This is a genomic window from Streptomyces nidicola (assembly GCF_050106155.1).
Taxonomy (GTDB): domain Bacteria; phylum Actinomycetota; class Actinomycetes; order Streptomycetales; family Streptomycetaceae; genus Streptomyces.
Genome location: NZ_JBNBPI010000001.1, coordinates 7478340 through 7504374 on the forward strand (window position 1 = coordinate 7478340; position 26035 = coordinate 7504374).

Annotated in this window: 16 protein-coding genes and 1 pseudogene; 13 read left to right on the top strand and 4 right to left on the bottom strand. The window is 72.6% G+C overall.

The annotated features are described in order from the left end of the window. Window positions 1-178: 178 nt before the first annotated feature. From ACOKM3_RS33825 to ACOKM3_RS33860, 8 genes are all read left to right on the top strand, one after another. Window positions 179-1315 carry a glycosyltransferase family 4 protein gene (locus tag ACOKM3_RS33825; protein WP_426905035.1) on the top strand — a complete coding sequence of 379 codons (1137 nt, stop codon included), beginning with the start codon at window positions 179-181 and terminating at the stop codon, window positions 1313-1315. After that, the gene (locus ACOKM3_RS33830) at window positions 1312-2463 is read left to right on the top strand and encodes a glycosyltransferase (RefSeq protein WP_426905036.1); all 1152 of its coding nucleotides are present in this window, start codon (window positions 1312-1314) and stop codon (window positions 2461-2463) included. Before ACOKM3_RS33825 ends, ACOKM3_RS33830 begins: the two co-directional genes overlap by 4 nt. Next, the gene (locus ACOKM3_RS33835; RefSeq protein ID WP_426905037.1) at window positions 2460-3428 is read left to right on the top strand and encodes an SGNH/GDSL hydrolase family protein; all 969 of its coding nucleotides are present in this window, start codon (window positions 2460-2462) and stop codon (window positions 3426-3428) included. The genes ACOKM3_RS33830 and ACOKM3_RS33835 overlap by 4 nt, the downstream gene beginning before the upstream one ends. A gap of 45 nt (window positions 3429-3473) precedes the next feature. Continuing rightward, window positions 3474-4676, top strand: coding sequence for a cysteine desulfurase-like protein (locus ACOKM3_RS33840; RefSeq protein ID WP_426905038.1), 1203 nt, complete (start codon window positions 3474-3476; stop codon window positions 4674-4676). 80 nt (window positions 4677-4756) lie between these two features. Further along, entirely contained in the window at window positions 4757-5449 is a 693-nt protein-coding gene (locus tag ACOKM3_RS33845; protein WP_426906965.1) for a GntR family transcriptional regulator, read from the top strand. Window positions 5450-5541: 92 nt separating this feature from the next. After that, window positions 5542-7068 (top strand): hypothetical protein, encoded by a 1527-nt coding sequence (locus tag ACOKM3_RS33850; protein ID WP_426905039.1) that lies wholly within the window; start codon window positions 5542-5544, stop codon window positions 7066-7068. 103 nt (window positions 7069-7171) lie between these two features. Continuing rightward, a complete protein-coding gene (locus tag ACOKM3_RS33855) occupies window positions 7172-8065 on the top strand; it encodes a hypothetical protein (protein ID WP_426905040.1) in 894 nt (297 codons plus the stop codon). 36 nt (window positions 8066-8101) lie between these two features. After that, entirely contained in the window at window positions 8102-12730 is a 4629-nt protein-coding gene (locus ACOKM3_RS33860) for a coiled-coil domain-containing protein (RefSeq protein ID WP_426905041.1), read from the top strand. 24 nt (window positions 12731-12754) lie between these two features. Here ACOKM3_RS33860 and ACOKM3_RS33865 read toward each other — a convergent pair whose 3' ends face one another. Then, the gene (locus tag ACOKM3_RS33865; RefSeq protein ID WP_426905042.1) at window positions 12755-13231 is read right to left on the bottom strand and encodes a hypothetical protein; all 477 of its coding nucleotides are present in this window, start codon (window positions 13229-13231) and stop codon (window positions 12755-12757) included. 365 nt (window positions 13232-13596) lie between these two features. Here ACOKM3_RS33865 and ACOKM3_RS33870 point away from each other — a divergent pair, with 365 nt between their 5' ends. The 5 genes and pseudogenes from ACOKM3_RS33870 to ACOKM3_RS33890 all read left to right on the top strand — a co-directional run bounded on the left by ACOKM3_RS33870 (window position 13597) and on the right by ACOKM3_RS33890 (window position 21586). After that, on the top strand, window positions 13597-16443 hold the full coding sequence (locus tag ACOKM3_RS33870) for a sensor histidine kinase (protein WP_426905043.1): 2847 nt from the start codon (window positions 13597-13599) through the stop codon (window positions 16441-16443). Further along, window positions 16440-16877: a roadblock/LC7 domain-containing protein gene (locus tag ACOKM3_RS33875; protein ID WP_426905044.1), complete on the top strand. Its 438-nt coding sequence runs from the start codon at window positions 16440-16442 to the stop codon at window positions 16875-16877. Before ACOKM3_RS33870 ends, ACOKM3_RS33875 begins: the two co-directional genes overlap by 4 nt. Before the next feature lie 9 nt (window positions 16878-16886). Continuing rightward, a complete protein-coding gene (locus tag ACOKM3_RS33880) occupies window positions 16887-17282 on the top strand; it encodes a DUF742 domain-containing protein (protein WP_426905045.1) in 396 nt (131 codons plus the stop codon). 54 nt (window positions 17283-17336) lie between these two features. Next, window positions 17337-21003 (top strand): annotated as a pseudogene (locus tag ACOKM3_RS33885) (hydantoinase B/oxoprolinase family protein). Then, window positions 20984-21586 (top strand): GTP-binding protein, encoded by a 603-nt coding sequence (locus ACOKM3_RS33890; RefSeq protein ID WP_426905046.1) that lies wholly within the window; start codon window positions 20984-20986, stop codon window positions 21584-21586. Before ACOKM3_RS33885 ends, ACOKM3_RS33890 begins: the two are co-directional and overlap by 20 nt. 109 nt (window positions 21587-21695) lie before the next feature. Here the strand turns inward: ACOKM3_RS33890 and glpK are convergent, their stop codons facing one another. The 3 genes from glpK to ACOKM3_RS33905 all read right to left on the bottom strand — a co-directional run bounded on the left by glpK (window position 21696) and on the right by ACOKM3_RS33905 (window position 25990). Continuing rightward, on the bottom strand, window positions 21696-23219 hold the full coding sequence (gene glpK, locus ACOKM3_RS33895; protein WP_426905047.1) for a glycerol kinase GlpK: 1524 nt from the start codon (window positions 23217-23219) through the stop codon (window positions 21696-21698). Window positions 23220-23279: 60 nt separating this feature from the next. Beyond that, window positions 23280-24023, bottom strand: a complete 744-nt coding sequence (locus ACOKM3_RS33900; protein WP_426905048.1) for an MIP/aquaporin family protein — start codon at window positions 24021-24023, stop codon at window positions 23280-23282. Between the two features lie 317 nt (window positions 24024-24340). Continuing rightward, window positions 24341-25990, bottom strand: a complete 1650-nt coding sequence (locus ACOKM3_RS33905) for an EAL domain-containing protein (protein WP_426905049.1) — start codon at window positions 25988-25990, stop codon at window positions 24341-24343. Window positions 25991-26035: the final 45 nt, after the last annotated feature.

Here is a 26035-nt window from a genome sequence, read left to right on the forward strand (position 1 = left end):
CCGTCCCGCCGCTGCGGCGCACGTGGCGCGTTGATTTCCGGGAGGTGGCCCTTCGGTGAGGGGCCGCCTCCTGGTCGTTCACCTGCGGTTTTCACCGGCGGCCAACGCTCACGGACCGTTCCTCGCCAGGAAAGATCCACTTTGACGTGAGCACGTCCGGCGGGGCGACAAACCCCGTATGCGTGTCGTCATCGTGACCGAGTCCTTCCCTCCCGACATCAACGGTGTGGCGCACTGCGCCCTGCAGACCGCGCGCCACCTCGCCGCCCGCGGCCACGACCCCCTCGTCGTCGCACCCGCCACCCCCGCCGGGCCGGAGGCGGACGCGGCGGCGCCCTGCCCCGTCGTCCGGGTGCCGTCCCTGCCGCTGCCCGGCTATCCGCAGGTCCGGGTCGCGCTGCCGGGGCGCCGCCTCGCGCAGACCGTGGCCGCGCACCGGGCCGAACTCGTCCACCTGGCCAGCCCGTTCGTGCTCGGTATGCGCGGCATGGCGGCCGCGACCCGGCAGCGCGTGCCCGCCGTGGCCGTCTACCAGACCGACCTGGCGGGCTATGCGCGTACGTACGTGGGGGCGGGTGAGGGCGCCGCATGGCGGCGGATCCGCACCGTGCACGCCGCCGCGGACCGCACCCTCGCGCCCTCAACCGCCGCGCAGCGCGACCTGGAGGCGCACGGGGTGCCACGGGTGCGGTTGTGGCCGCGTGGGGTCGACGCCCTGCGGTTCCGGCCCGAGCGGCGCTGCGAGCTCCTCCGCGCCGACCTGGCGCCGCGTGGGGAGCTGCTCGTCGGGTACGTGGGGCGGCTCGCGCCGGAGAAGCACGTGGAGCTCCTGGCGCGGGTCTGCGGCCTCGATGGTGTGCGGGTCGTCGTGGTGGGCGACGGGCCGAGCGAGGCCTCCCTGCGCGGCGCGCTGCCCGGCGCGCGCTTCCTGGGGCGGCGTACCGGGGACGAACTCGCCCGGATCTTCGCCTCGTTGGACGTGTTCGTGCACACAGGGCCCTACGAGACGTTCTGCCAGACCGTGCAGGAGGCCATGGCGAGCGGGGTGCCGGTGATCGCCCCGGCGGCCGGCGGACCCCTCGACCTCGTCGCGCACGGCAGGACCGGGATGCTCGTACCGCCCGGCGACGCGGAGGCGTTGCGCGACGCCGTGTGGGCGCTCTCCGGGGACCCCGGGCTGCGCGCCGCATACGGAAGCGCCGGGCGGGCCGCGGTGGCCGGGCGCAGTTGGGAGGCCGTGGGCGACCTCCTGGTCGAGCACTACGTAGAAGTGCTGCATGCGCGGCAGGCCGGGACGGGGGTGGTGGCGGCATGAACGGGCGCCTGAGGATCGTACGGCTCGCGAACTTCGTCGCTCCCGCGTCCGGCGGGCTGCGGACCGCGCTGCGCGAGCTGGGTGCGGGGTATCTGGCGGCCGGGCACGAGCCGGTGCTGATCGTGCCGGGGGAGCGGCTCTCGGACACGGAGACACCTCAAGGCCGCGTCATCACGTTGCCGGGGGCGCCGCTCCCCGCGAGCGGCGGCTACCGCGTCCTGACCGACCGGCAGCGCGTGGCACGGCTGTTGGAACGGTTGCGCCCGGACCGCCTTGAGGTGTCGGACCGGACGACGCTGCGCTGGACCGGTGAGTGGGCGCGCCGCGCGCGGGTGCCCGCCGTGATGGTGTCCCACGAGACCGCCCATGGAGTGCTGCGCACATGGGGCGTGCCCGAGCGCGCCGCACGGCGGGCCGCCGACGTGCTCAACGTCCGTACGGCGCACGCCTACACGCGCGTGGTGTGCACCACGGAGTGGGCCGAGCGCGAGTTCGTGCGGATCGGGGTGCGCAACGTGGTCCGGGCGCCGCTCGGCGTCGACCTCGTGCGGTGCCGGCCGGGGGAGCGGAGCGCGGCGGTGCGTGCGCGGTACGCGCGCGTGGACGAGGTGTTGCTCTTCATGTGCACACGGCTCTCCGTGGAGAAGCGGCCGGGCATCGGCCTCGACACGGTGGCGCACTTGCGCCGGTCCGGTGTGCCCGCCCGGCTCGTCGTGGCGGGCGACGGGCCGCTGCGGTCGCGGCTCGAACAACGTGCGCGGGCCCGGCGGTTGCCGGTCGACTTCCTCGGGCACGTCACCGACCCGGCCGCGCTGGCGGCCCTGCAGGCCACGGCCGACGTATGTCTGGCGCCGGGGCCCGCGGAGACGTTCGGGCTCGCCGCCCTGGAAGCGCTGGCCTGCGGGACACCGGTCGTCGTCAGTGCGTCCTCGGCGCTGCCGGAGGTGATCGGCGCGGCAGGGGTTGTGGCCGAGGACAACGGTGCGGCGTTCGCGGCAGCCGTCCGGGACGTGCTCGGGCGGCCCGCACGGCAACGTAGGGAAAGGGCACGCGCGCGTGCCGAGTGTTTCGGGTGGGACGCCGCCGTGGACGCCTTCCTGGCGGCGCACGACGCCCCCGTTCGGATTCCGGTCGGGGGCCCGGCATGAAGGCGCTCAGGTTCGCCGCGCTCGGGGACTCGCTCACCGAGGGCGTCGGCGACCGGGTCGGCGGCGGGTGGCGTGGCTGGGCCGCGCTGCTCGCCGAGGGCCTGGCGCCCGTCGAAATACCCGTAGAATTCCGCAACTTCGCTGTCGGCGGGGCGCAGACCTCCGATGTGCTCCTGCGGCAACTGCCAGACGCGCTGGCGTTCACCCCCGAAGTCGCGTCCGTCGTGATCGGCGTCAACGACACTTTGCGCGCCACCTTCGACATCCACGCCGTGGCCGCCCACCTGGACGCCGTGTACGGGGCGTTCGCCGAACGGGGCACCGTCCTGCTCACCGCGTGCCTGCCCGACCCCGGCGCCCTCCTGGGCCTGCCAGGCGCCCTGGCGCGCCCTCTCGCGCGTCGCCAGCGCGCGGTCAACTCCGTGGTCCACGCCCTGTCCGAACGCCACGGAGCCGTCCATCTGCACGCCGCCGACGCCCACTGGACGGCCGACCGTGCCCTGTGGAGCGCGGACCGGCTGCACCCCGGCGAGCGGGGACACCGCCAGTTCGCCGCCCGCTTCCACGCCGTGCTCGCCGCCGCGGGGGAGGCGCTCGGCCCGGCGCCCGACGTCGAACCGGAACGGCCCGCGCCGTCCCGCGCCGCCGGCCTGTGGTGGCTCGCCACGGCGGGCACCGGCTGGCTCGCGCGGCGCTGCGCCGACCTGTTGCCCGGGCTCCTGGCGCTCGCCGCGGACGAGGTGCGGCACGACATGCGCGGCACCGGCGCCCGTCTCGACCTGCGGGCCTCCGCAGGAGTCGCGGCGGCGCTCGCCTCGGTCCCGGGCCTGGAGGCGCAGGCGGTCTCAGGTCTGGAGGTGCCGCTGGTCCCGGGTCTGGAGCTGCCGCTTGGGGCTTGCGATCATGTGACGGGAGTCGCGGGAGCGGCTCCGGGTACGAGCCAGCCGTGCGAGGTCTGCCCCTGACCGGGAGCGGGCCCCGCATCGCCTACGCACCATAGGAGTTGAGCCATGGCCCTCGACATCGCCGCCGTCCGCGCACGGATACCCGCCCTGAAATCCGGCACGGCCCGCTTCGACGCGCCGGGCGGCACCCAGATGCCCGCGCCGGTCATCGAGGCCGTCACCGCGGCGCTGACCGGGCCGCTGGCGAACCGGGGGCAGACGACGGAGGGCGAGCGTCGCGCCGACGGGATCGTCGTCGAGGCCCGTGCGGCACTGGCCGATCTGCTCGGCACCACGCCCGGGACCGTCGTGTTCGGGCGCAGCGCCACGCAGCTCGTCTACGACCTGTCCCGTACGCTCGCCAAGACCTGGGGGCCGGGCGACGAGGTGGTCGTCACCCGGCTCGACCACGATTCCAACATCCGCCCGTGGATCCAGGCGGCCGAGGCGGCGGGCGCCACCGTACGGTGGGCCGACTTCGACCCGGAGTCGGGCGAGCTGCGGCCCGAGCACCTCAAGGCGGTGCTCTCGGAACGTACCCGCCTGGTGGCCGTGACCGCCGCGTCCAACCTGATAGGCACGCGGCCCGACCTGTCCGCCCTGGCCGCCCTCACCCACGAAGTGGGCGGCCTGTTCCACGTGGACGCGGTGCACTACGCCTCGCATGCCGCGGTCGACCTGGCGGCGCTCGGCGCGGACACGCTGGTCTGCTCGCCCTACAAGTTCCTCGGCCCGCACCTGGGCGTGCTCACCGGCCGAGCCGAACTGCTCGAATCGCTGCGCCCCGACAAGCTGCTGCCGTCCAGCGACGCCGTACCGGAGCGCTTCGAACTCGGCACGCTTCCTTACGAGTTGCTGGCGGGTGCGAGCGCCGCCGTGGACTTCCTCGCGGACCTGTCCACGGGTACGCGCGGCAGCCGCAGGGAGCGCCTCATCGCCTCCTTCGCGGCCCTGGAGGAGCACGAGGACGCGCTGCGGCAGCGCATGGAGCGAGGGCTCGCGGACCTCGGCGGCGTCACCCTGTACTCGCGTGCGGAGCGGCGCACCCCCACCCTCCTGTTCACGGTCGAGGGCCGGAGCCCGGCCGAGATCTCCCGGCACCTGGCCGATCACGGCATCGACGCCCCCGCCGGCTCCTTCTACGCGCTGGAGGCCTCGCGGCGGCTCGGCCTCGGGGACACGGGCGGCATCCGCGTGGGGCTCGCCCCCTACAGCAGCGCGGAGGACGTGGAGCGGCTGCTCACGGCTCTGAAGACGGTCGTGTCCTGAGACGTTCGAGGTGTCGTTGAACGATCCATCGATACCACGTTGTCTCGTTCCTGGAACTGCGCTTGAATTCGGCCGTGGCCATGGACGAACTCAACGCCCTCGCGGACGACCGCGCGCTGCTGGGACGCACCAGCACAGCGGAGCGCGTCGCGGACATCCTGCGGAGCCGGATCGCGGAAGGTTACTTCCCGCCCGGCACGCGCCTGTCGGAGGACAGCATCGGAGGCGCCCTCGGGGTGTCCCGCAATACGCTCCGTGAGTCGTTCCGGCTGCTCACGCACGAGCGGCTGCTCGAACACCGGCTGAACCGCGGGGTCTTCGTGCGCGTCCTGAGCGTCGACGACGTCGAGGACATCTACCGGACCCGGCGCATGGTCGAGTGCGCCGTCGTACGGTCCCTGGGAGACCCGCCGTACGCGCTCGACCGGGTCGCCGGAGCCGTCGCCGACGGACATCGGGCGGCCGAGCGGCGCGAGTGGAAGAGCGTCTCGACCGCCAACATCCACTTCCACCGCGAACTCGTCGCTCTGGCGCGCAGCGAGCGCACCGACGAACTGATGCGCAGTGTCCTGGCCGAGCTGCGGCTCGCGTTCCACGTCGTGGACGACCCGCAACGCCTCCACGAGCCGTACCTGGCGCGCAATCTGGAACTCGTCGAGATGCTGCGCGAGGGCCGCAGGGACACGGCTGAGACGCTGCTCGGCGAGTACCTCGACGACTCCCGCGACGGGCTCGTCGAGGCGTACCGGCAGCGGATGCCGAAGGACGGGTAGCTCCCTTTCGAGGCCCGTCGCGGGCAGTCCCGAAAGCCGTCGCATCTGCGCCGTTTCGACCGTTGTCAGACCCAGCGCATACCCTGTGCTCCGTGACTTCGCCTGCCAGCACGGAATCCGTTCCGCCCCAGCTCAGCGCGGGGCCGCGCCCCGCACCGGGCCCGGCCGCCGACGAAGGGCTCGCGCGCCGCCTTCGCGCGCTCGCGTGCACCGCGCCGCTGCACGATCTGGACGTGCGCAAGGCCAATCTCGCCGGCGAGTACTCGACGTACGGGATGGCGGAGGTGGCGCTGTCCGCCATCGACCTCGTCACACTGAACATGGACTTCGACACGGGCGCCGACCACGAGCAGATAGTGGCCAGGCTCGTGCCCCGCATCGCGGCACAGGCCCCGCAGCGGCCCGCCGCGGAGCACGAGCGGGTGGCCCGCTGGGTCCTGGAGAACCTGATCAACGTCGGCAGCGTGGACCGCGGTTTCCGCGCCGTGTACGGCACGTTCGCGCAGGACGGCTCCTACGTACGGCGTGACTACGACTTCAAGCTGATCGAGGAGGTCCCCGGCTACGGGGGCAGCGTCTACCTGCGCACGACGGACGAGGCGGTGAACGTCCTGGTCGGCGCCCTCGACACGGACGTCACGAGCGCGCAGATCGCCGCCGAGGTCAAGCTGGAGGTGCTGATCAGCCGCGGCCGGCTCGCGGACGCGCAGCTCGCCGCCGAGCAGGCCAGGTACCGGACCGTGCAGTACTCGGAGACGCTCCGCAAGGCGCTGGACGCGACGCGCCGCAATGTGCGCGCCGTCGACTGGCTGCAGGCCGTGCCCGACATGATCGCCGAGGCGCTCGAGCACGTCGCGGACCGCTACCGGCACGAGAACGCGATCCTGACGAACATCCGCAAGGCCCGTGACGAGTCGGAGGAGCCGGAGCAGAAGCGCCGCGCCGCTGAGCTCGTCGACATCGTCAAGGACTGCATCCGCCGTCACACGCAGCTGCAGTCGCGCCTCCTGGAGGCCGGTCCGCTGTTCCGCGCCGAGCAGGACCGGCAGGCCTTCACGGCGCCCTCCGCGCGCGCGGGCCTCGATCTGTACGGGCAGCTCCTCGCGCCGCTGCTGCCGCTGCCGGTGGAGAGCGCGAAGAAGGCGACCGACGCGTTCTTCGCGCGCGGCACCGGCCTTCGTACGCCCGTGTCCGTACGCGTCGGCGACCTGGTCGACATACTGCTCACGCCGCCCATGGAGCGCGAGCACCTCGGCGCGGAGATGCCCGAGCCGGACCTCATCGCCACGCCGGACGACAGCCGGTTCAGCGAGGAGCAGCTCGCGGGCGCCATGGAGCTGCTCGACCTGCCGTCGGACGCGCCGCGCCGGCTGTCCGGGCTGCTCGCGGACGCCCGCAAGCGCGACACCGAACTGCCTTATCTGGTGGCCCTGTTGGCGGTCCACGCGGCGAGCCCGCCGGTCGGCACCGCCTACCGCCAGGGCGAGGAGAAGCTGCTCTTCGCCGTGGACGACGGCACCGAGCTCGACGACCCGGAGTTCGGCGGCGCCGACCTCATCGTGGGCACGGCCCTGCTCGACGCGGTCGGGATGGCCGCCGGCCGGACGGAGGCCGCGTGATGGCAACCCACCTCTACGTAGCGCGCATGAACCACGTGGCACGCATGAACTTCTACGTAGCGCGCATGAACTCTTACGCAGCACCCATGAAGGAGCACCACCCGTGACCGAGTACGCCGAAGAGCACGCCGAATGGGGCGAGCCCGACGCTTCGGGCTCGGCCAAGGCCCAGGCGCCCGTCACCCCGGCCGACGCCGCCGACGCGGCGCGTCTGGTCTCCTTCGGCCTCCAGCCGAAGCTGCAGCCCTCCCGTGACCAGGAGTACGGGGAGCTGCTGCGCCGTTACCGCGAGGACCCGCCCTTCGCCCGGCTCGCCGACGCCGTGGCCACCGGGCTCGGCCTCGTCGTCCTGGAGGTGTCCCCGCGCGCGGGGATGGCCGTGACCGCCGCCGAGGACTCCGTGTTCGCGGTCCGCATGGGCGACTACGCGCGCCGGACGACCGCGGACTCCACCGACCGCTTCCTGCACGGCCTCGCCCATCTCGCGGTCGCCGCGCTCGCCTTCCCGCGCCCCGAGGACCTCGCCGACGACGGCTACATCGGCCGCGTGAGTGTCAACGGCGTGGACGCCTTCGTCCGGCAGGCCTGCCGCAAGCTGGAGGAGCGGGCCGAGGAGACCGGCGAGAACACCGACCCGGCGACCGAGGCCCCCGGGCTCGAAGCGGCCTGGCGGATCTGGGCGCGGCGCAGCTCCACGGGCGCCACCAAGGACACGCGCCGCCTCGCCAGTTCGACCACCGGCATCGTCGGCAAGGCCGTCGCCTTCCTCACCGACTCCGGCTTCCTGCAGAGAACCGGCGACGACTCGGGCGGCACGTACCGCACCACCGCCCGCTACCAGCTCCAGGTCCGCGACATGGCCGGCACGGCCGCCATGGCCGAACTTCTCGAGCTGGGCGTCGTTCCCGTCACCGACGGGTCCGCGAGCCTGGTGCCGCCGATGGACGAGGAAGCGACCGGGATCGCCGCCGACGCGGGCCTGCCGTTCCACTCCTGACCTTCTGAACTTCCGTACCTACCACGAGAGTCCGCCATGTACGAGCTGTCCCGGGTTCGCCTCTACTCCATCGGGCCCGCCGGTGCACGCTACGCCGACACCGTGCTTGACCTGCGGGGCGTCGGCGAGCCCGTGCCCGACCCCGCACCCACCCAGGCGGAGTTCTTCGAGGACGAGCCCGTCGGCCCGCCGCGCCGCCCCGCGCCGGCCGGAGTGCTCTTCCTGGAGAACGGCGGCGGCAAGTCGGTCCTGCTCAAGCTGATCTTCTCGGTCATGCTGCCCGGCCACCGGAACACGCTGGGCGGCGCCAGCTCCGGTGTGCTGCGCAAATTCCTCCTCGCCGACGACTGCGGACACGTCGCCCTGGAGTGGCAGCACACGCTCACCGGCGAGTGCGTGGTCGTCGGCAAGGTCAGCGAGTGGCGGGGGCGGCAGGTCTCCAACGACCCGCGGAAGTTCGCCGAGGCCTGGTACTCGTTCCGGCCAGGACCCGGTCTGAGCCTCGACTCGCTGCCGGTCGCCGAGGCCAGCGCCGTACGTCCCGTCTCCGAGGGCGCCTCGGGCGCGCAGGGGCGGCGCCGCACCATGAAGGGCTTCCGCGACGCCCTCATGGACGCCGTGAAGGCGTACCCGCACCTGGAGGTGCACTGGGAGGAGATCCACGACCGGTGGAACGAGCACCTCGGTGACCTGGGCCTCGACCCCGAACTCTTCCGCTACCAGCGGGAGATGAACGCGGACGAGGGCGAGGCCGCGGGCCTCTTCGCCGTCAAGAAGGACTCCGACTTCACCGACCTGCTGCTGCGCGCCGTGACCGACACGCGGGACACGGACGGCCTCGCCGACCTGGTGAGCGGGTTCGGGAACAAGCTGGGGCGGCGCTCCGAGCTGATCGCCGAGCGCGATTTCACCGCGGGCTCCGTCGATCTGCTCACCCGCATCGTGGAGGCCGCCGACACGCGGGCACGCGCGCGGGACATCCACACCGCCGCCGAGCGCCGCACGCGCACGCTCGCCCGCCGTCTGTCCGCACGCGCCGCCGTCGAGCGCGGTCGCACCGGGGAGTTGGCCCAGCAGGTCACCGCTGCCTCGGGCACCGTCACCGAAGCGGAGTCGGCGCGCGAGCGCAGCTCCCTGATCGCCGCCGAACTCGCCTACCGCCACGCCTCCTTGGCGCTCGCCGGAGCCGAGAAGGCCGCCGCCGCGCAGAAGCGCGAGCTGGCCGACGCGCGGGGGCTCCACTCCGCCTGGCAGGCCGCCGAGGCCGTCCTGCGCCACCGCGCCGCCGCGGACCGCTCCGCGCGCGTGGCGGTCGCCATCCGCGAGGCCGAGCGCGACGCCGCCCCCGCGCTCGCGGCCCGCGCGAAGGCCGCGTCGGAACTCGTCCGGGCGCTGCACGGCGCCGCCGAGCAGGCCGAAACGCACGCGAACGAGGAGGAGGAGCGCTCCGCCGTCCTCCAGGAGGCGGGCGAGACCGCGCACCGCGACGCGACGGCAGCGGCCACCGAGGCCCAGCGTGCCCGTAGTGAACTCGGGCACCTGCGCCAGCGGTTGACCGAGGTCGAGCAGGAGACCACCGAGGCCGTGCGCGCCGGGTGGATCGACGACAGCGCGCCCGACGCCGACCCGGCCCGCGCCGCGCTCGCAGCGGCCGACGCGGAGAAGACCACCGTCGCCGCGTGGGACACCGCGCGCGAGGCCGCACGCCGGGCGTCCGAGCACGCGCGCGAGGCCGCTGCCGTCGAGTCGCGAGCCGAGCTGACGGCGGCCCGCGCCGCCGACGCCGCGAGCGCCGCGGAACAGGCCCACCAGGCGGAGGAGCGAGCGGCCGCCTCCCTCGCGGGGGAGGAGCGGCTGGCCGAACTCCTCGGTGTGGGTGGGCGGTCCGCGTCCTCCACGGCCGGGGAGGACGGGTCCGCCGTTGATGAGGCATTCGGAACCTCCGATGCCACCCTCACCGCCGAAGACCTGGACCGCGCCGCCGACGACCTGAAGGCGCTCCTCGACGACACCGTGACCACCGCCGAGCGGCAGCTGTTCGAGCTGCGTACGGCCGCGGCCGACGACTCCCGGATCCTGGGCGCCCTGGGTGACGGCGGCCTGCTCCCGCCGGGCCCCGACGTGCTGGCCACCGTGGAGTTCCTCGGTGAGCACGGCATCCCGGCCCTGCCTGGCTGGCGCTACCTCGCTCAGTCCGTCGATCCGACCGACCACGCGCGCGTGCTCGCCGCCCGGCCCGAGCTGGTCGACGGCGTCGTGATCACCGACCCGGCGGCCCATGAGCGGGCCCGGGAGGCGCTCGCCGGTGCGGCCCTGCTGCCCCGCTCCGCCGTCGCCGTCGGCACCGCCGCCGCGCTGCTCGCCCCGACCCCGTCCGAGGACGCGTCCTCCTCCAGGGACGCGGCCGTCTTCCTCGTCCCGCCGAACCCGGCCATGCACGACGAGCACGCCGCCGACGAGGAGCGGCAGGCGCTGCGCGAGCGCGCGGCCCGGCGCGACGAGGAGATCCGGACGCTCGCCGGGCGCCTCGCCAAGGACCGCGAACTGGCGGCGCGCCTCACTTCCTGGCGCTCCGGCTGCCCCACGGGCCGCCTTGCCGAACTCGCCGCCGCGGCCGGTGAGGCCCGTACGTTCGCCGAGGAGTCCGAGGCCGAGCTCGCCGAGGCCCGCACCCTGCGCGCCGAGGCCGACGAGTCGGCTGCCGAGGCGACCCGCGTGCGCGACGAGCGACAGGAGGCGGCGCAGAAGGCCCGCCGTGCCGCCGACGCGCTCGCCGGACTCGCGTTCCGCCTGCGCGAGCGCGCCGGCTGGCAGGCCAAGGTCCGCGAACTCGCCGACGAGGCCGTCGAGTCGGAGGCCCGCGCCCAGTCCTGCCTGGAGCACGCGCGTTCGGCCGACGAGGACCGCCGAGCCGCCCAGCGCTCCGCCGACGACGCCCGCCGCACCGCCCGCACCCTGCGCGCCGAGCGCGCCGAGATCGCCGGCGCCCCCGACGACGTACCGGAGGGAGAGGCGCCCCAGGCGTCGCTGCCCGCGCTGCGCGAGGCGTACCGGGCCGCGTCCCAGGTCTACGAAAAGGTGGGCGTCGGCGCCGACCTGCGGGCCGAGCAGGCCCGCGCCGAGTCCGACGAGTCCGCGGCGCTCGCCGAGCTGGACCGGCTCAGCAACAAGGTGCGCACCCGCGCCGCCGCCCTGCTGGAAACCTCCGAAGGCGCGGACGGCCCCTCCCGGCAGGCCGCCGCCGCCCGCGCCGAGGAGCTCGTCCAGCTCCTGGAGACCCGCGCCTCCACCGCGAGCGAGCAGCTCGGCCGGCTGCGCGGCGAGGCCGAGCGGCACGCGCCCGAGGACGGCGACGCGCACACGGAGCTGCCCGAGGACCTCGTCCCCTCCGACACCGAGCACGCGCAGACCCTGCTGCGCACGGCCACCACCGAACTCGCCGTGCGTACCGACGCGTTGAGCACCGCCCGCGCCGCCCACGCCGAGCTGTTGGACGCGCACCGTGCCGCCGAGGACGGGGCCGGGGGCTTCGACGAGACCGCGGCGCTCCTGCGCGACCTGCTGCGCGACCACGCGGACCCGGCCGAGGAGCAGGACGAGCCGGAGCCCTACCCCGGCACCCTGGAGGAGGCACGCCAGTCGGCGGCCGAGACCCGGCGCTCGCTGCGCGGCTGCGCCGCCGACCTGTCCGCGGCCGAGGCGGCGGTCCGCGAGGCGAGCGACATCCTCGTCCGGCACGCGAACTCGACGCGGTACGAGCAGGTGCGTACGCCCGCACGTCAGCAGATCCGCGAACTGCCCGCGTCCGCCCTCCCCGAGCACGCGCAGAAGTGGGCCGACGCGTTCGCGCCCCGACTGCGCGTCCTCACCGACGAGTTGGCTCAGCTGGAGCGCAACCGCGACTCGATCGTGGACCGGCTGCGCGGCCTCGTGGAGTCCTCGCTCGCGACCCTCCGCTCCGCCCAGCGCCTGTCCCGGCTGCCCGAGGGGCTCGGCGAGTGGTCCGGACAGGAGTTCCTGCGGATCCGCTTCGAGGAGCCCGACCAGGCCACGCTGATCGAGCGGCTCGGCGAGGTCATCGACGAGGCGACCAGCGCGGCCGTGAAGAAGAACTCCGACCTGCGCCGCGACGGCATGTCCCTGCTGCTGCGCGGCGTCAGTGCGGCACTTCAGCCCAAGGGGATCGCCGTCGAGATCCTGAAGCCGGACGCGGTGCTGCGCGCCGAGCGCGTCCCCGTCGGACAGATGGGCGACGTCTTCTCCGGCGGTCAGCTGCTCACCGCGGCCATCGCCCTGTACTGCACGATGGCCGCGCTGCGCTCCAACGACCGGGGCCGCGACAAGCACCGCCACGCGGGCACGCTGTTCCTCGACAATCCGATCGGCCGCGCCAACGCCACGTATCTGCTCGAACTGCAGCGTGCGGTGTCCAACGCGCTCGGTGTGCAACTCCTGTACACCACCGGCCTGTTCGACACGACGGCGCTCGCCGAGTTCCCCCTGGTGATCCGGATGCGCAATGACGCGGACCTTCGGGCCGGTCTGAAGTACATCAGTGTGGAGGAGCACCTGCGTCCGGGTCTGCCGCAGCAGGATCCCGAAGGCGAGACGGTGCACGGCGAGATCACGGCCACCCGGATGTACAAGCGGCCGGTTGACGGCTGACGCCCGACCGTGCGGCGGGGCGGCTCAGGAGTGGGTCAGCTGCCCGGCCCCGCCGCGCCTGCGTATGTTGACCGGGTCGGGCCGCTCGACGCTGCGCCGCGACCTCGCGGCACGGCGGGCCTGGCGGCGCTCCTTGCGCAACTGCCGGGCCGTGCTGGCCGGGACCGAGACGACGCCGTGCCGCTGGTTCCACACCTGACGCGTCACCCAGACGTCCAGGACGCCCCACGTCGCCGCCACCGTGCTCCCCACGCTGCTGAGCACCATGGGGAAGGCCAGCCAGGAGTCGGTCAGCGTGCACAACACGGCGATCATGGCCTGGATCATGGTGAGCGAGACTATGAGGACGGCCCGCACCGCGGACGTCCGTACGGGATCGGGCATCCGGCGTCGACGCGCCGGCTCCTCGACCCACAGTCCGTTCTGCTCCGCCGTGCCCATCGCCACGTCACTCCCCACCGCTCGTGGGCCCTCAACGACCCTCAAGCCGATGCCTCGCATCGGCACTGCACAGTGACTGCCCGAATTGCCGTGCTTTACGCCGTCGAGTTGCCCCTCCCTCAATGAAGACGAACGGCGGGCCGGGGAGATTCCCGGTTCGGGGAACTCGCCTGTTCCGGGTGGGCGGTGCGCAGGATTCCGGCCAACTCTCCGACAGGACGGACCGATGGTGATCCTCGCCGAGGAGGGCCAGGGGCGGAGGGAATCTCCCGTAATGCCGGACAACTCGTGATGTCAGCACCACAGTTCACTCGGACATCATCCGGACAGGTCTTCGAGTTGCTCCTGTCTCAGTAGTAGGCTCGCGCCGTTTGTTGACGCACATGTGTGCCCCTGAAGGCAGAGGGGTCGATCTGGGGGAGGCCATGCGCTTTCGCGGGAAGTCCATCCGCCGGAAGATCGTGGCGTTGTTGCTGGTGCCGTTGCTGTCGCTGACGGCCATCTGGGCCTTCGCCACGGTGATCACGGGGCGCGCCGCCGTCCAGCTGATCTCCGCGGGCCAGGCGATCGACTCGGTCGCCTACCCGCTGGTCGCCACGAGCCGCACGCTGCAGGCGGAACGCCGCGAGACGCTCGTCTATCTCGCCGACCCCCGCGCCTCCGACGCCCAGTCGGCGCTGCGGGCCAAGCGGACCACGGCCGACGAGTCGATCACCCGGATCAAGGAGAGGGCGCGCGACGGCGACATCCGCGACAGCCTGGACGGCGACGCCCGGGTCTCCCTCGACAACGCCGTCGAGGGCCTCGAAGGGATCGCTTCGCTCCGTCGGAACGTCGACGAAGGCACCGTGACCCGTGCCCAGGCCCTCGAGTTCTACAACCGCCTCATCGCGCCCACGTACGACTTCCTGCTCGACCTCACCGCCCTCGACGACGCGAAGGTGGAACGCCAGGCGCGCGCCCTCGTCGGCGTACTCAAGGCACGCGAACTCCTGTCGCAGGAGGACGCGCTGGTCGGCTCGGGTCTCGTCGCCCGCCGGTTCACCCAGCAGGAACTGCGGCAGGTCTCCGACCTCGTCGCCCAGCGTTCCCTCCTCTACGAGAGCAATCTCGCGCTCCTGCCCGACTCCGAGCGCTCCCGCTATCAGCGGTACTGGAAGAGCCCGGACACCAACCCGCTGCGCACCGCCGAGGAAGCGGTCGTGAACGGCTCTCCCGGCACACCGAGGGGCGTCACCGCGCGGAGCTGGGACAGGGCCTCGCAGCCCGTGCTCGATGAACTCGTCGACCGGGACACCGCCGCGACCGAGCGCTACCAGGACCGCGCCCGCCCGGAGGCCGTCGGCGTCCTGCTGCGGGCGGGCGTCGCCGGAGTGCTCGGTCTGCTTGCCCTCCTCGTCTCCTTGTATCTCTCCGTACGCATCGGCCGCGGGCTCGTCCGCGACCTGCGCCGGCTCCGTCTCGAGGCGCACGAGGCCTCCGGTGTGCGGCTCCCCGGTGTGATGCGCCGCCTCGCCGCGGGGGACGAGGTCGACGTGGAGACCGAGGCGCCGCGCCTCGAATACGACCGGGACGAGATAGGCCAGGTCGGCCAAGCGCTCAACACCTTGCAGCGATCCGCCGTCGAAGCAGCCGTCAAGCAGTCCGAGCTGCGCCGCGGCGTCTCCGAGGTGTTCGTCAACCTCGCCCGGCGCAGCCAGGTCCTGCTGCACAAGCAGCTGACCCTGCTCGACACGATGGAGCGCAGGACCGAGGACACCGACGAGCTCGCCGACCTGTTCCGCCTCGACCACCTCACCACCCGGATGCGCCGCCACGCGGAGGGCCTGGTGATCCTTTCCGGCGCCGCTCCGTCCCGGCAGTGGCGCAGACCGGTCCAGCTCATGGACATCGTGCGGGCAGCCGTCGCCGAGGTGGAGGACTACGAGCGCATCGAGGTACGGCGGCTGCCGCGGATCGCCGTGACGGGACCGGCCGTCGCCGACCTCACTCACCTCGTCGCCGAACTCCTGGAGAACGCCACGGTGTTCTCGCCCCCGCACACCGCCGTGCAGGTGGTCGGCGAGCGCGTCGCGAACGGCTTCACTCTGGAGATCCACGACCGCGGCCTCGGCATGGCCCCCGACGCGCTGCTCGACGCCAACCTGCGCCTTGCCGAGACACCGGAGTTCGAACTCTCCGACACCGACCGGCTCGGCCTGTTCGTGGTCAGCCGCCTCGCCCAGCGGCAGCACATCCGCGTCTCCCTCCAGCCGTCGCCCTACGGCGGCACCACCGCGGTGGTCTTCATCCCGGACTCCCTGCTCACGGACGCCCCCGACACCGAGGGCGCCGGCTTCCGTCTCGACCGGCCCAACGCGCTGCGCCGCACGCCCCCTTCGGTGACCCAACCGAAGTCGGGCTCCGTGGCCGGGCTGCCCGGTCTGCCGGCCTCCGTCCTCAACGGGCCGGTCGAGCTGGAGGCCCCGCTGACGACCTCCGACATGACCCGGTTCCCCGGCGCCCTGGGCGACGACGACAGCGAGCGCGGCGGCCTGTTCCGCCCCCGCCGAGCCGTGGCCGGGCCTCCCGGTGAGCAGCACCAGCAGGCCGAGGACGACGGCGCCGGGACCGACGGCACGGCCGCCTCCCGCCACATGGGCGGCCCGCGCCGCTCCGGGGACCGCGACGCGCAGGACCCGGCCTCCGGCCAGGAGGGGCCGCTGCCGCGCCGGCGCGTGCCCAAGCTCGTCAGCTCGCACGGCAGGCCCGTGACCCACAGCCGACCTGGCGCGGACGACCGCGCCGCGCCCGAACCGGGCGAGCGGCACGACCGGGGCAACGGCGATGGCAACGGGAACGGCAACCGCGACGGCAACCGCGACGGCAACAGCGTCGGCGACGGGCAGCGGGCCACCCCGGTCGGCCTCCCCAGGCGCCGCACCCGTGCGGTGGCGGACACGGAGGCCCCGCGCGAGACCCCCGAGCCCGCAGCGGACGCCCAGCAGCCCGCCGCGCCAAGCACCACTCCCGGCGGACTGCCCCGCCGCGTCCGGCAGGCCAACCTGGCCCCGCAGTTGAAGGACGGCCCGGACCTGCGCGGCGACAGCGCGGCACCGGCCGAAGACAGGACTCCCTCCGCACAGCCCACCGACCGGGACGCCGACGAGGTGCGCAGCCGTATGGCCTCGCTCCAACGCGGCTGGCGGCGTGGACGCGCGGAGAACACCGCGGGCGATGAGCGCGCCGACGGTACAGCACAAGGAACGAACTCTGAGGGGGACGGTCGATGACCGCGCCGAAGGCCAATGCGGGGACCACCAACGGGGTTGTCGGCGAGCTGAACTGGCTCCTGGACGACCTGGTCGAGCGCGTCGCCGGTATCCGCAAGGCGATGGTGCTCTCCGGCGACGGACTGCCGACGGGCGTCTCCGAGGGGCTCAGCCGCGAGGACAGCGAACACCTCGCCGCCGTGGCCTCCGGATTCCACAGCCTCGCCAAGGGGGTGGGCCGGCACTTCGAAGCAGGCGGCGTCCGGCAGACGGTCGTCGAACTCGACGAGGCCTTCCTGTTCGTCACCGCGGCGGGCGACGGCAGCTGCCTCGCCGTGCTGTCCGAAGCGGACTCCGACGTCGGCCTCGTCGCCTACGAGATGACCCTGCTGGTCAAGCGCGTCGGAGCGCACCTGGGGACGGCCAGGCGCACGGACCTGCCCGCCGGAGGGTAGTGGGTTGGCATGAGACCAGACGGTCAGGAGACGCATCACTGGTTCGACGACGACGCGGGTCCCGTCGTTCGCCCGTACGCCATGACGCGCGGCCGCACCAGCAGCGCGGCCCAGCACCGGCTCGACCTGATCGCGGTCGTCGTCGCCGAACAGCACCAAGGCGACGCGACGACCGACCAGACGCTGTCGCCGGAACACGTCGACATCGTCGAGCTCTGTCAGGACGCCCCGCAGTCCGTGGCCGAACTGGCCGCGGAGCTCGACCTCCCGGTAGGGGTGGTGCGCGTCCTCATCGGGGATCTCGTCGACGACGAACTGGTCCACGTGACGCGGCCGGTTCCACCGGCCGAGCTGCCCGACGCGAGTATTCTCCGCGACGTGATCGACGGCCTCAGAGCGCTCTGATCCGACAGCGGAGCCTGCGGGGCACAGGAGCGGGGCGGACGGCGGGAGACACACGTGGCAGGCTGGCAGTTCTGGATCGACCGAGGCGGCACCTTCACGGATGTCGTGGCCCGGCGGCCCGACGGCCGCCTGCTCACGCACAAGCTGCTCTCCGACCATCCGGCGCGCTACCGGGACCCGGCCGTCTTCGCGATCCGTGAGCTCCTCGGTGAGGGCGCGGAGTCGGCGCCGGATGGCGGGCCCGGCGACCTCGTCGACTCCGTCCGCATGGGCACCACGGTCGCCACCAACGCCCTCCTGGAGCGCCGCGGCGAGCCGACCGCCCTCGTCATCACGCGCGGTTTCCGCGACGCTCTGCGGATCGCCTACCAGAACCGGCCCCGCATCTTCGCCCGCCGTATCGAGCTGCCCGAACTGCTCCACGAGCGCGTCATCGAGGTGGACGAACGGGTCGACGCCCGGGGCGAGGTGCTCACCCCGCTCGATCTGGGCTCCCTCGAAGCCTCGCTGCGCCAGGTCCACGAAGACGGCATTCGGGCGGTGGCCGTCGTCTGCCTGCACAGTCACCTCCACCCGGATCACGAGCGACAGATCGGCGCCCTGGCCGAGCGCATCGGCTTCCCGCAGATCTCGCTGTCCAGCGAGGTAAGCCCGCTCATGAAGGTGGTGCCACGGGGCGACACGGCCGTCGTCGACGCCTACCTGTCGCCCGTCCTGCGCCGCTACGTACGCCAGGTCGCCGAGCAACTCCCCGACGTGCGGCTGATGTTCATGCAGTCCAACGGAGGGCTCGCCGAGGCCGGGCAGTTCCGCGGCAAGGACGCCATCCTGTCCGGGCCCGCAGGCGGCATCGTGGGCATGGCCCGGATGTCGGGGCGCGCGGGCTTCGACCGCGTCATCGGCTTCGACATGGGCGGCACCTCCACGGACGTCTCGCACTTCGCGGGCGAGTACGAGCGGGTCCTCACCACGCAGATCGCCGGGGTGCGGCTGCGCGCGCCCATGCTCGACATCCACACCGTCGCGGCGGGCGGCGGCTCCGTGCTGCACTTCGACGGCAGCCGCTACCGGGTCGGACCCGACTCGGCCGGCGCGGTGCCGGGACCGGCCTGCTACCGGGGCGGCGGCCCGCTCACGGTCACCGACGCCAACGTCGCCCTCGGACGCGTCCAACCCGCCCACTTCCCCCACGTGTTCGGCCCCGAGGGTGACCAGCCGCTCGACGAAGACCTCGTACGCGAGCGCCTCACCGCCCTCGCCGGCGAGATCCGCGAAAGGACCGGTGACGCGCGCACCCCGGAGCAGGTGGCCGAGGGCTACCTCCAGGTCGCCGTGGCCAACATCGCCAACGCCGTGAAGCGCATCTCGGTGCAGAAGGGCCACGACGTCACCGGCTACGCGCTCACCACCTTCGGTGGTGCCGGTGGGCAGCACGCGTGCAAGGTCGCCGCCGAACTCGGCATCCGTACGGTCCTCGTGCCGCCCATGGCAGGCGTCCTCTCGGCGCTCGGGATCGGGCTCGCCGACACCACGGCCATGCGGGAACAGTCCGTCGAGTCCACCGTGGACGCCTCCTCGATGCCGCACATCCTCAAGACCGCCGACGACCTGGAGAGCGCCGCACGCGAGGAACTGCGCGCCGAGGACGTACCGGAGCAGCGCATTCGGATCGTGCGCAGGGCCCAGCTCCGCTATGACGGCACGGACACCGCGCTCACCGTGGAACTCGCCGAACCCGACGCCATGTCCCGCGCCTTCGAAGAACGTCATCGCGCTCACTACTCCTTCACCCTGGACCGACCGCTCGTCGTCGAATCACTCTCCGTAGAAGCCACTGGCCTGACCGATCCCCCCGATCTCTCCCACCTCGCACCCCGCACCACCGCCCCGACCACCGCCCCGACCGTCCGCCTGCACACCGGCGGAATTTGGTGCGACGTACCCCTCCACCACCGGGACCAACTCCCGCCCGGCGAGCCCGTCCAGGGGCCGGCGATCATCGCCGAGGACGGCTCGACGACCGTCGTCGACGACGGATGGCGGGCGGCCCTCGCGGACGACGGCCACCTGATCATGCAACGGACGGCGATTACAGAGAGTTCCGATCTCGGCACGGAAATCGATCCGGTTCGGCTCGAGGTCTTCAACAACCTGTTCATGTCGATCGCGGAGCAGATGGGCGCCCGCCTCGAGTCGACCTCGCAGTCCGTCAACATCAAGGAACGTCTGGACTTCTCCTGCGCGCTCTTCGATCCCGACGGCAGCCTGGTCGCCAACGCCCCGCACATTCCCGTGCACTTGGGCTCGATGGGCACCAGCGTCAAGGAGGCCATCCGCCGCCGCGGCTCGACCATGCGGCCCGGCGACACCTACGCCGTCAACGACCCGTACCACGGCGGCACGCACCTGCCCGACGTCACCGTGATCACCCCGGTCTTCGACACGGACGGTGACCGGATCCTGTTCTACGTCGCCTCGCGCGGACACCACGCCGAGATCGGCGGCATCGCCCCCGGCTCCATGCCCGCGAACAGCCGCACCATCGACGAAGAAGGCGTGCTCTTCGACAACTGGCTGCTCGTGGAGGCCGGCCGGTTCCGCGAGGAGGAGACGCTGCGCCTGCTGACCGAGGCGCCCCACCCCTCCCGCAACCCGCGGACGAACCTCGCCGACCTGCGCGCCCAGATCGCGGCCAACCAGAAGGGCGTCGACGAAGTCGCCCGCATGATCGAGAACTTCGGCCTGGACGTCGTGCTCGCCTATATGAAGCACGTACAGGACAACGCCGAGGAATCCGTGCGACGCGTCATCGACGCCCTGGAGGACGGCGAGTTCAGCTACGAGACCGACTCGGGCGCGGTCATCCGCGTACGCGTGAGCGTGGACCGCGCACAGCGCAGCGCCACCGTCGACTTCACCGGCACCTCCGACCAGCTCCCCACGAACTTCAACGCCCCGTTCGCCGTCGTCAACGCCGCCGTCCTGTACGTATTCCGCACGCTCGTGGGCGACGACATCCCGCTCAACGACGGCTGCCTGCGCCCCCTGAACATCGTCGTGCCGCCCGGGTCCTTCCTCTCGCCCCAGCCGCCCGCCGCGGTCGTCGCGGGCAACGTGGAGACGTCACAGGCCATCACCGGAGCCCTCTACGGGGCTCTGGGCGTGCAGGCCGAGGGGTCCGGGACGATGAACAACATCACCTTCGGGAACGCGCGCCATCAGTACTACGAGACGGTGGCCTCCGGCTCCGGCGCAGGAGACGGCTTCCCCGGGGCGCCCGTCGTCCAGACCCACATGACCAACTCGCGGCTCACCGACCCCGAGGTCCTCGAGTGGCGGCTGCCCGTCCTCCTGGAGGAGTTCGCGGTGCGGCGCGGCAGCGGGGGAGCGGGCCGCTGGCCGGGCGGCGACGGAGCCGTGCGACGCATCCGCTTCCGAGAGCCGATGACCGTCTCCACGCTGACCCAGCACCGCAGGGTGCCGCCCTACGGGATGGCGGGTGGCGCCCCCGGAGCGCTCGGCGCCAACTTCGTGGAGCGCGTGGACGGCACCGTCACCCGCCTCGACGGCAGCGACACGGCCGACGTGGACCCCGGCGACGTACTCGTCGTCGAAACGCCCGGAGGCGGCGGCTACGGGCCGCCCGGGGCGAGCAGCAGTACCCGAGACAGCGACACCAGCGAGGCAGGAGAGACACAGCCATGATCTTCGGGCGTTCTGAGCGCCGAAAGGCCCCCGTCGAGCCCGTGACGCTCAAGATCCTGGTGGCCGGCGGCTTCGGCGTGGGCAAGACGACGCTGGTCGGCGCGGTCAGCGAGATACGGCCGCTGCGCACGGAGGAACTCCTGACGGAGGCGGGCCGCCCCGTGGACGACATCGACGGGGTCGAGCGCAAGAGCACCACCACGGTCGCGATGGACTTCGGCCGGATCACGCTCCGCGACGACCTCGTGCTCTACCTCTTCGGCACACCGGGCCAGGACCGCTTCTGGTTCCTGTGGGACGAGTTGTCGACCGGCGCGCTCGGAGCGGTCGTCCTCGCGGACACCCGTCGCCTGGAGGACTGCTTCGCCGCGGTCGACTACTTCGAGCGGCGCTCCATACCGTTCATCGTCGGCGTCAACTGCTTCGACGGCGCCGCACGCCACCCGGCCGACGCGGTCCGCCAGGCGCTCGACCTCGACCCGGACGTCCCCGTGGTCCTGTGCGACGCGCGCGACAAGGAGTCCGTGAAGGACGTGCTGATCGGCGTCGTCGGCCATGCCGCGGAAGCCGCCGAGCGCAGGCAGCCCGCGGCGACCTGAGCACGCACGGCGGCGGCCCGTACCCCCGCCGACCGGGGTCCGAACCGCCGCGTACGCGCGCGTGGACGGCTGTACGTCACCACGCGCGCAGGGACATGGCCTTATGCGCCTATGCGCCGTCTCCGTCCGCGTGCCAGCCGAAGCTCTTCTCCACGGCCTTGCGCCAGTTCTGGTACTCGCGGTCCCGGACGCCCGCGTCCATCGCGGGAGTCCACTCGGCGTCGCGCTGCCAGTGCGCCTTGAGCTCGTCCAGGTCGTTCCACACGCCCGTCGCGAGCCCCGCGGCGTACGCGGCGCCCAGACACGTCGTCTCGGAGACCCTGGGCCGGATCACGGGCACGCCCAGGACGTCGGCCTGATGCTGCATCAGCAGGTTGTTCTTGGTCATGCCGCCGTCGACCTTCAGGGTCGTGATCTGCACCCCGGAGTCCTGGTACATCGCGTCGACGACCTCGCGGGTCTGCCAGCTCGTCGCCTCCAGGACGGCACGCGCCAGGTGCGCCTTGGTGACATACCTGGTGAGGCCGGTGACGACACCGCGCGCGTCGGAACGCCAGTAGGGCGCGAACAGACCGGAGAACGCGGGCACGATGTAGGCACCGCCGTTGTCGTCCACGCTCGCCGCGAGCGTCTCGATCTCGTCGGCGGTCTTGATGATGCCGAGCTGGTCGCGGAACCACTGCACCAGGGCGCCCGTGATCGCGATCGACCCTTCGAGGCAGTACACGGGCGCCTCGGAGCCGATCTTGTACCCCATGGTGGTGAGCAGGCCGTTCTTCGAAGGCACGGGCCGATTACCGGTGTTGAGCAGGAGGAAGCTGCCCGTCCCGTAGGTGTTCTTCGCGGTACCGGTGTCGTAGCAGGCCTGCCCGAACACGGCCGCCTGCTGGTCGCCGAGCGCCGAGGCCACCGGTACGCCGGCCAGCTGGCCGACGGCCGTCCCGTACACCTCGGCGGACGAACGGATCTCCGGAAGCAGCGACTCCGGGACATTCATCGCCGACAGGATCGACTGGTCCCACTGGAGGGTCTCCAGGCTCATCAGCATGGTGCGCCCGGCATTCGTGACGTCGGTGACGTGCACGCCGCCGTCGGTGCCACCGGTGAGATTCCAGATCAGCCACGAGTCGATCGTGCCGAAGGCGAGCTCCCCGCGCTCGGCCCTCGCCCGCAGCCCCGGCACGTTGTCGAGCAGCCAGGCCGCCTTGGGCCCGGAGAAGTAGCTCGCCAGGGGCAGGCCTGTCGTCTCGCGGAAACGGTCCTGTCCGTCGGCGCCGCCCAGCTCGTTGCAGAGCGCGGAGGTCCGCGTGTCCTGCCAGACGATCGCGTTGTGCACGGGCTTGCCGGTCGCCCGGTCCCAAAGGACCGTCGTCTCCCGCTGGTTGGTGATACCGAGGGCGCTGAGCTGGTCCGCACGCAGTCCCGCCTTGGCGATCGCCCCCGCGACCACGGCCTGGACCTTGGACCAGATCTCGGTGGCATCGTGCTCCACCCAGCCCGGCTTCGGGAAGATCTGACGATGTTCGCGCTGGTCGACGGCGACGATCTCGCCGTCCTGGTTGAAGATGATGCAGCGGCTCGAGGTGGTGCCCTGGTCGATGGCGGCGACGTACTTCACGGAAGTGTCGGGCATGGCTACCCCTTCGTAAGAAGACGTACGAGAGTGTTCTGCGCTTCAGAACGCTGCGTTGCTTCAGAACGCCGCGTTGTAGATGACCCCCGCCAGCGCGCCGCCGATGAGCGGCCCGACGACCGGGACGAGAGCGTAACCCCAGTCGGACGTCCCCTTGTTGGGGATCGGCAGGAAGTGGTGCACGATGCGCGGGCCCAGGTCGCGGGCGGGGTTGATCGCGTAACCCGTCGGCCCGCCGAGCGACAGACCGATGCCGACGACCAGGAGCGCAACGATCAGCACCTGGGTGCCGGACTCGCCGAGTCCCTTGGTGAGTCCGAACGCGAGGATGGGCAGGACCAGGCCGATCGTCGCGATGACCTCGGTGAGCAGGTTCGCGACCACGTTCCGGATCTCGGGGATCGTCGAGAAGATGCCGAGCGTCGGCGTCGGACCGTCCTCCGCGGACTCCTCATCCGAAGCGACGTTCGCGTTGAACTGCGCGAGATACACCAGGTACGCGAGGACGGCGCCGATCATCGCGCCGACCATCTGGCCGAGCAGATAGACCCAGACCTTGTCCCACTTCCCGGTGTCGACCGCGATGCCGATGGTGACCGCGGGGTTGAGGTGACCGCCCGACAGCGGGGCGGCAGTATAGGCGCCGGCCAGCACGCCGAAGCCCCAGCCGAACGCGATGACGACCCACCCGGAGGCCTTCGCCTTGGAGTGTTTCAGGGTGACGGCGGCGCAGACTCCCGCGCCGAAAAGGATCAGGATCGCGGTGCCGATGACCTCACCGATGAAGATGTCTCCGTTGCTCATGGCGGCTCCTAGGCCCTCGCCCGGGGGAGCAGTGCTCCCCGGTCCTCCGTGCAGGGTGCGTTTCCCATGGCTGGTTCTGAACTACGGCTGCCGTAGGCAGGGAAGTCCCGCGCCCCGCCCGGCGTCCGTGACGAGCGTGCCCGAACAGTCGGAACCACACGTGGGGGAGCGGCCCTGACCTGCCGCAACCCGGCAGGAAAGCGCACCTGGGGCAGGCAGGGCCCCGAGCAGCGGTGGGCCGATTTGCGCCGATGCCGACTGACACCCGGAAGTGTTCACCGGCCGTACTGGAGCGTCAAGGTCGTGGACGGCAACGGTTAACCGGCGGTTGATGCTCCCCTCCGGTCGCGCGCGCCGGTCGTGGCTCGCGCGCCGCGGCGCACGTCGAAACCTTCGCGCCCCGCCTGGCCGCAGACCCAACTCGCCCCGGAGAGCGCCTTCGCGGCCTTCTTGAGCGGGGCGAGCAGCGCGGCGGCCTGCCGGTGATCGGGCACGCTGCCGGGCGGGCACACCACCGTGGCCAGCGACAGTGTCACCGCCCTGCCGCCCGCCGACCAGGGAGCGTCGAGCACGGCGGCCGCGAGCGGACCGAGCCGCTCCGGATCGGCCAGGACCAGGAAGTCGTCACCCCCGATGTGCCCCACTCGCACGCCGTCCGACTCCGTACGCGCGAGGGCCCGCCCCACCGAACGGATCAGCTCGTCGCCCGCCGCGAACCCTGCACCGTCGTTGACCTGCTTGAACCCGTCGATGTCCAGCCAGCTCAGGGCGAAGCCGCGGCCCTGCGCCACCCAGCGGTCCAGCTCGGCCGTCACGGCGTCCGAACCCGGCAACCGCGTCAGCGGGTTGAGCCCGGCGGCCTCCTCGACCCGGCTCTCGGCGAGCGCCCGTACGAGGTCGGTGAGGCGTACGACGCCGACACAGCGTCCGCCGTCGTCCACCACGGCGACGTCGTCGGCGGTGCGGGCGTGCTCGCCGTCCGCGACCACGTCGAGCACCTCCCAGGCGGTCGCGGTGACGCCCACCGTGCGCGGCCGGTCGCCGAGCCGCGCGGCGGGCCGGTCGGCGTACAGCGCGTGCCCGTAGCGCGTCGACAGCGACAGCAGGAAGCGGTCCCGCTGCACCGACCGCACCGGCACCCCGGCGGCGTCGACGAGCAGCACCCCGGACACCTCGGCCGCACCGGTGAGCCGGCGCCGCACCTGCTCCGCGGACGCCGAATCGGGCAGCAGCGCCGCGGGGCGCACGAAGTCCCGCACCGGCGGCCCGGTCCGCCGCGACGAGCCGACGGCCGGGGGCAGTTCGGGCACGTACACCTCGGAGATCGGCAGCCGGGCCGGCGGCGCGAACAGATTGCCCTGCGCGAGCTGCGCCCCGGCGTCACGGGCCGCCAAGCACTGGGTCTCGGTCTCCACGCCCTCGACCGCGAGCAGCGCACCGATCTCCTCGCACAGCGTCCGCATGGCCCGCACCGTCGCCCCGCGCGACAGCAGCGAGGCGTCGAGCTTGATCAGGTCCGGCGCGAGCTCGTCGAGCAGCCGCAGGGGTACGTCGCCGTCGCCCACGCCGTCGGCACAGACCCGGAAGCCCTCCTTGCGCAGCACTGCGACGCCCTCCAGGAGGGCGCGGTGCGGCACATGCGTGAACGGTGGCCCCACATCGACGGTCACCTCCCACGGCAGGCGGCCCGCGTCCTGCACCGCGCGCCGCAGCGCATCAAGACCGCCCAGGTCGGCCAGCGTGCCCGCGAACACGTTCACGTGCAGCGGCAGCAGCGTCTCCCGGCGTGCGGCGTCGCGGATCGCCAACGCGGCCAGGTCACCGTCGAGCTCGGGCTCGCGATGCGCCCGCGCGAGCACATCACCCGACTCGGGGCGGGCGAGTATCTCCAGAGCCGCGGCCGACCCCGTGGCCAGATTGACCACGGGCTGGAAGGCGAAGCGGAGGCTGTCCGGCCAGGTGTGCACGGCAGCATCATGGCGTCACACGGACACCACGAGGGCCGGTTCACG

What these genes read in the sequence shown, in the direction of transcription:
- ACOKM3_RS33840 (WP_426905038.1), top strand. Translation starts at nt 3,474, where the DNA reads ATGGCCCTCGACATCGCCGCCGTCCGCGCACGGATACCCGCCCTGAAA.
- ACOKM3_RS33860 (WP_426905041.1), top strand. Translation starts at nt 8,102, where the DNA reads ATGTACGAGCTGTCCCGGGTTCGCCTCTACTCCATCGGGCCCGCCGGT.
- ACOKM3_RS33900 (WP_426905048.1), bottom strand. Translation starts at nt 24,023, where the DNA reads ATGAGCAACGGAGACATCTTCATCGGTGAGGTCATCGGCACCGCGATC.
- ACOKM3_RS33880 (WP_426905045.1), top strand. Translation starts at nt 16,887, where the DNA reads ATGAGACCAGACGGTCAGGAGACGCATCACTGGTTCGACGACGACGCG.
- ACOKM3_RS33845 (WP_426906965.1), top strand. Translation starts at nt 4,757, where the DNA reads ATGGACGAACTCAACGCCCTCGCGGACGACCGCGCGCTGCTGGGACGC.
- glpK (WP_426905047.1), bottom strand. Translation starts at nt 23,219, where the DNA reads ATGCCCGACACTTCCGTGAAGTACGTCGCCGCCATCGACCAGGGCACC.
- ACOKM3_RS33825 (WP_426905035.1), top strand. Translation starts at nt 179, where the DNA reads ATGCGTGTCGTCATCGTGACCGAGTCCTTCCCTCCCGACATCAACGGT.
- ACOKM3_RS33865 (WP_426905042.1), bottom strand. Translation starts at nt 13,231, where the DNA reads ATGCGAGGCATCGGCTTGAGGGTCGTTGAGGGCCCACGAGCGGTGGGG.
- ACOKM3_RS33890 (WP_426905046.1), top strand. Translation starts at nt 20,984, where the DNA reads ATGATCTTCGGGCGTTCTGAGCGCCGAAAGGCCCCCGTCGAGCCCGTG.
- ACOKM3_RS33870 (WP_426905043.1), top strand. Translation starts at nt 13,597, where the DNA reads ATGCGCTTTCGCGGGAAGTCCATCCGCCGGAAGATCGTGGCGTTGTTG.
- ACOKM3_RS33830 (WP_426905036.1), top strand. Translation starts at nt 1,312, where the DNA reads ATGAACGGGCGCCTGAGGATCGTACGGCTCGCGAACTTCGTCGCTCCC.
- ACOKM3_RS33875 (WP_426905044.1), top strand. Translation starts at nt 16,440, where the DNA reads ATGACCGCGCCGAAGGCCAATGCGGGGACCACCAACGGGGTTGTCGGC.
- ACOKM3_RS33835 (WP_426905037.1), top strand. Translation starts at nt 2,460, where the DNA reads ATGAAGGCGCTCAGGTTCGCCGCGCTCGGGGACTCGCTCACCGAGGGC.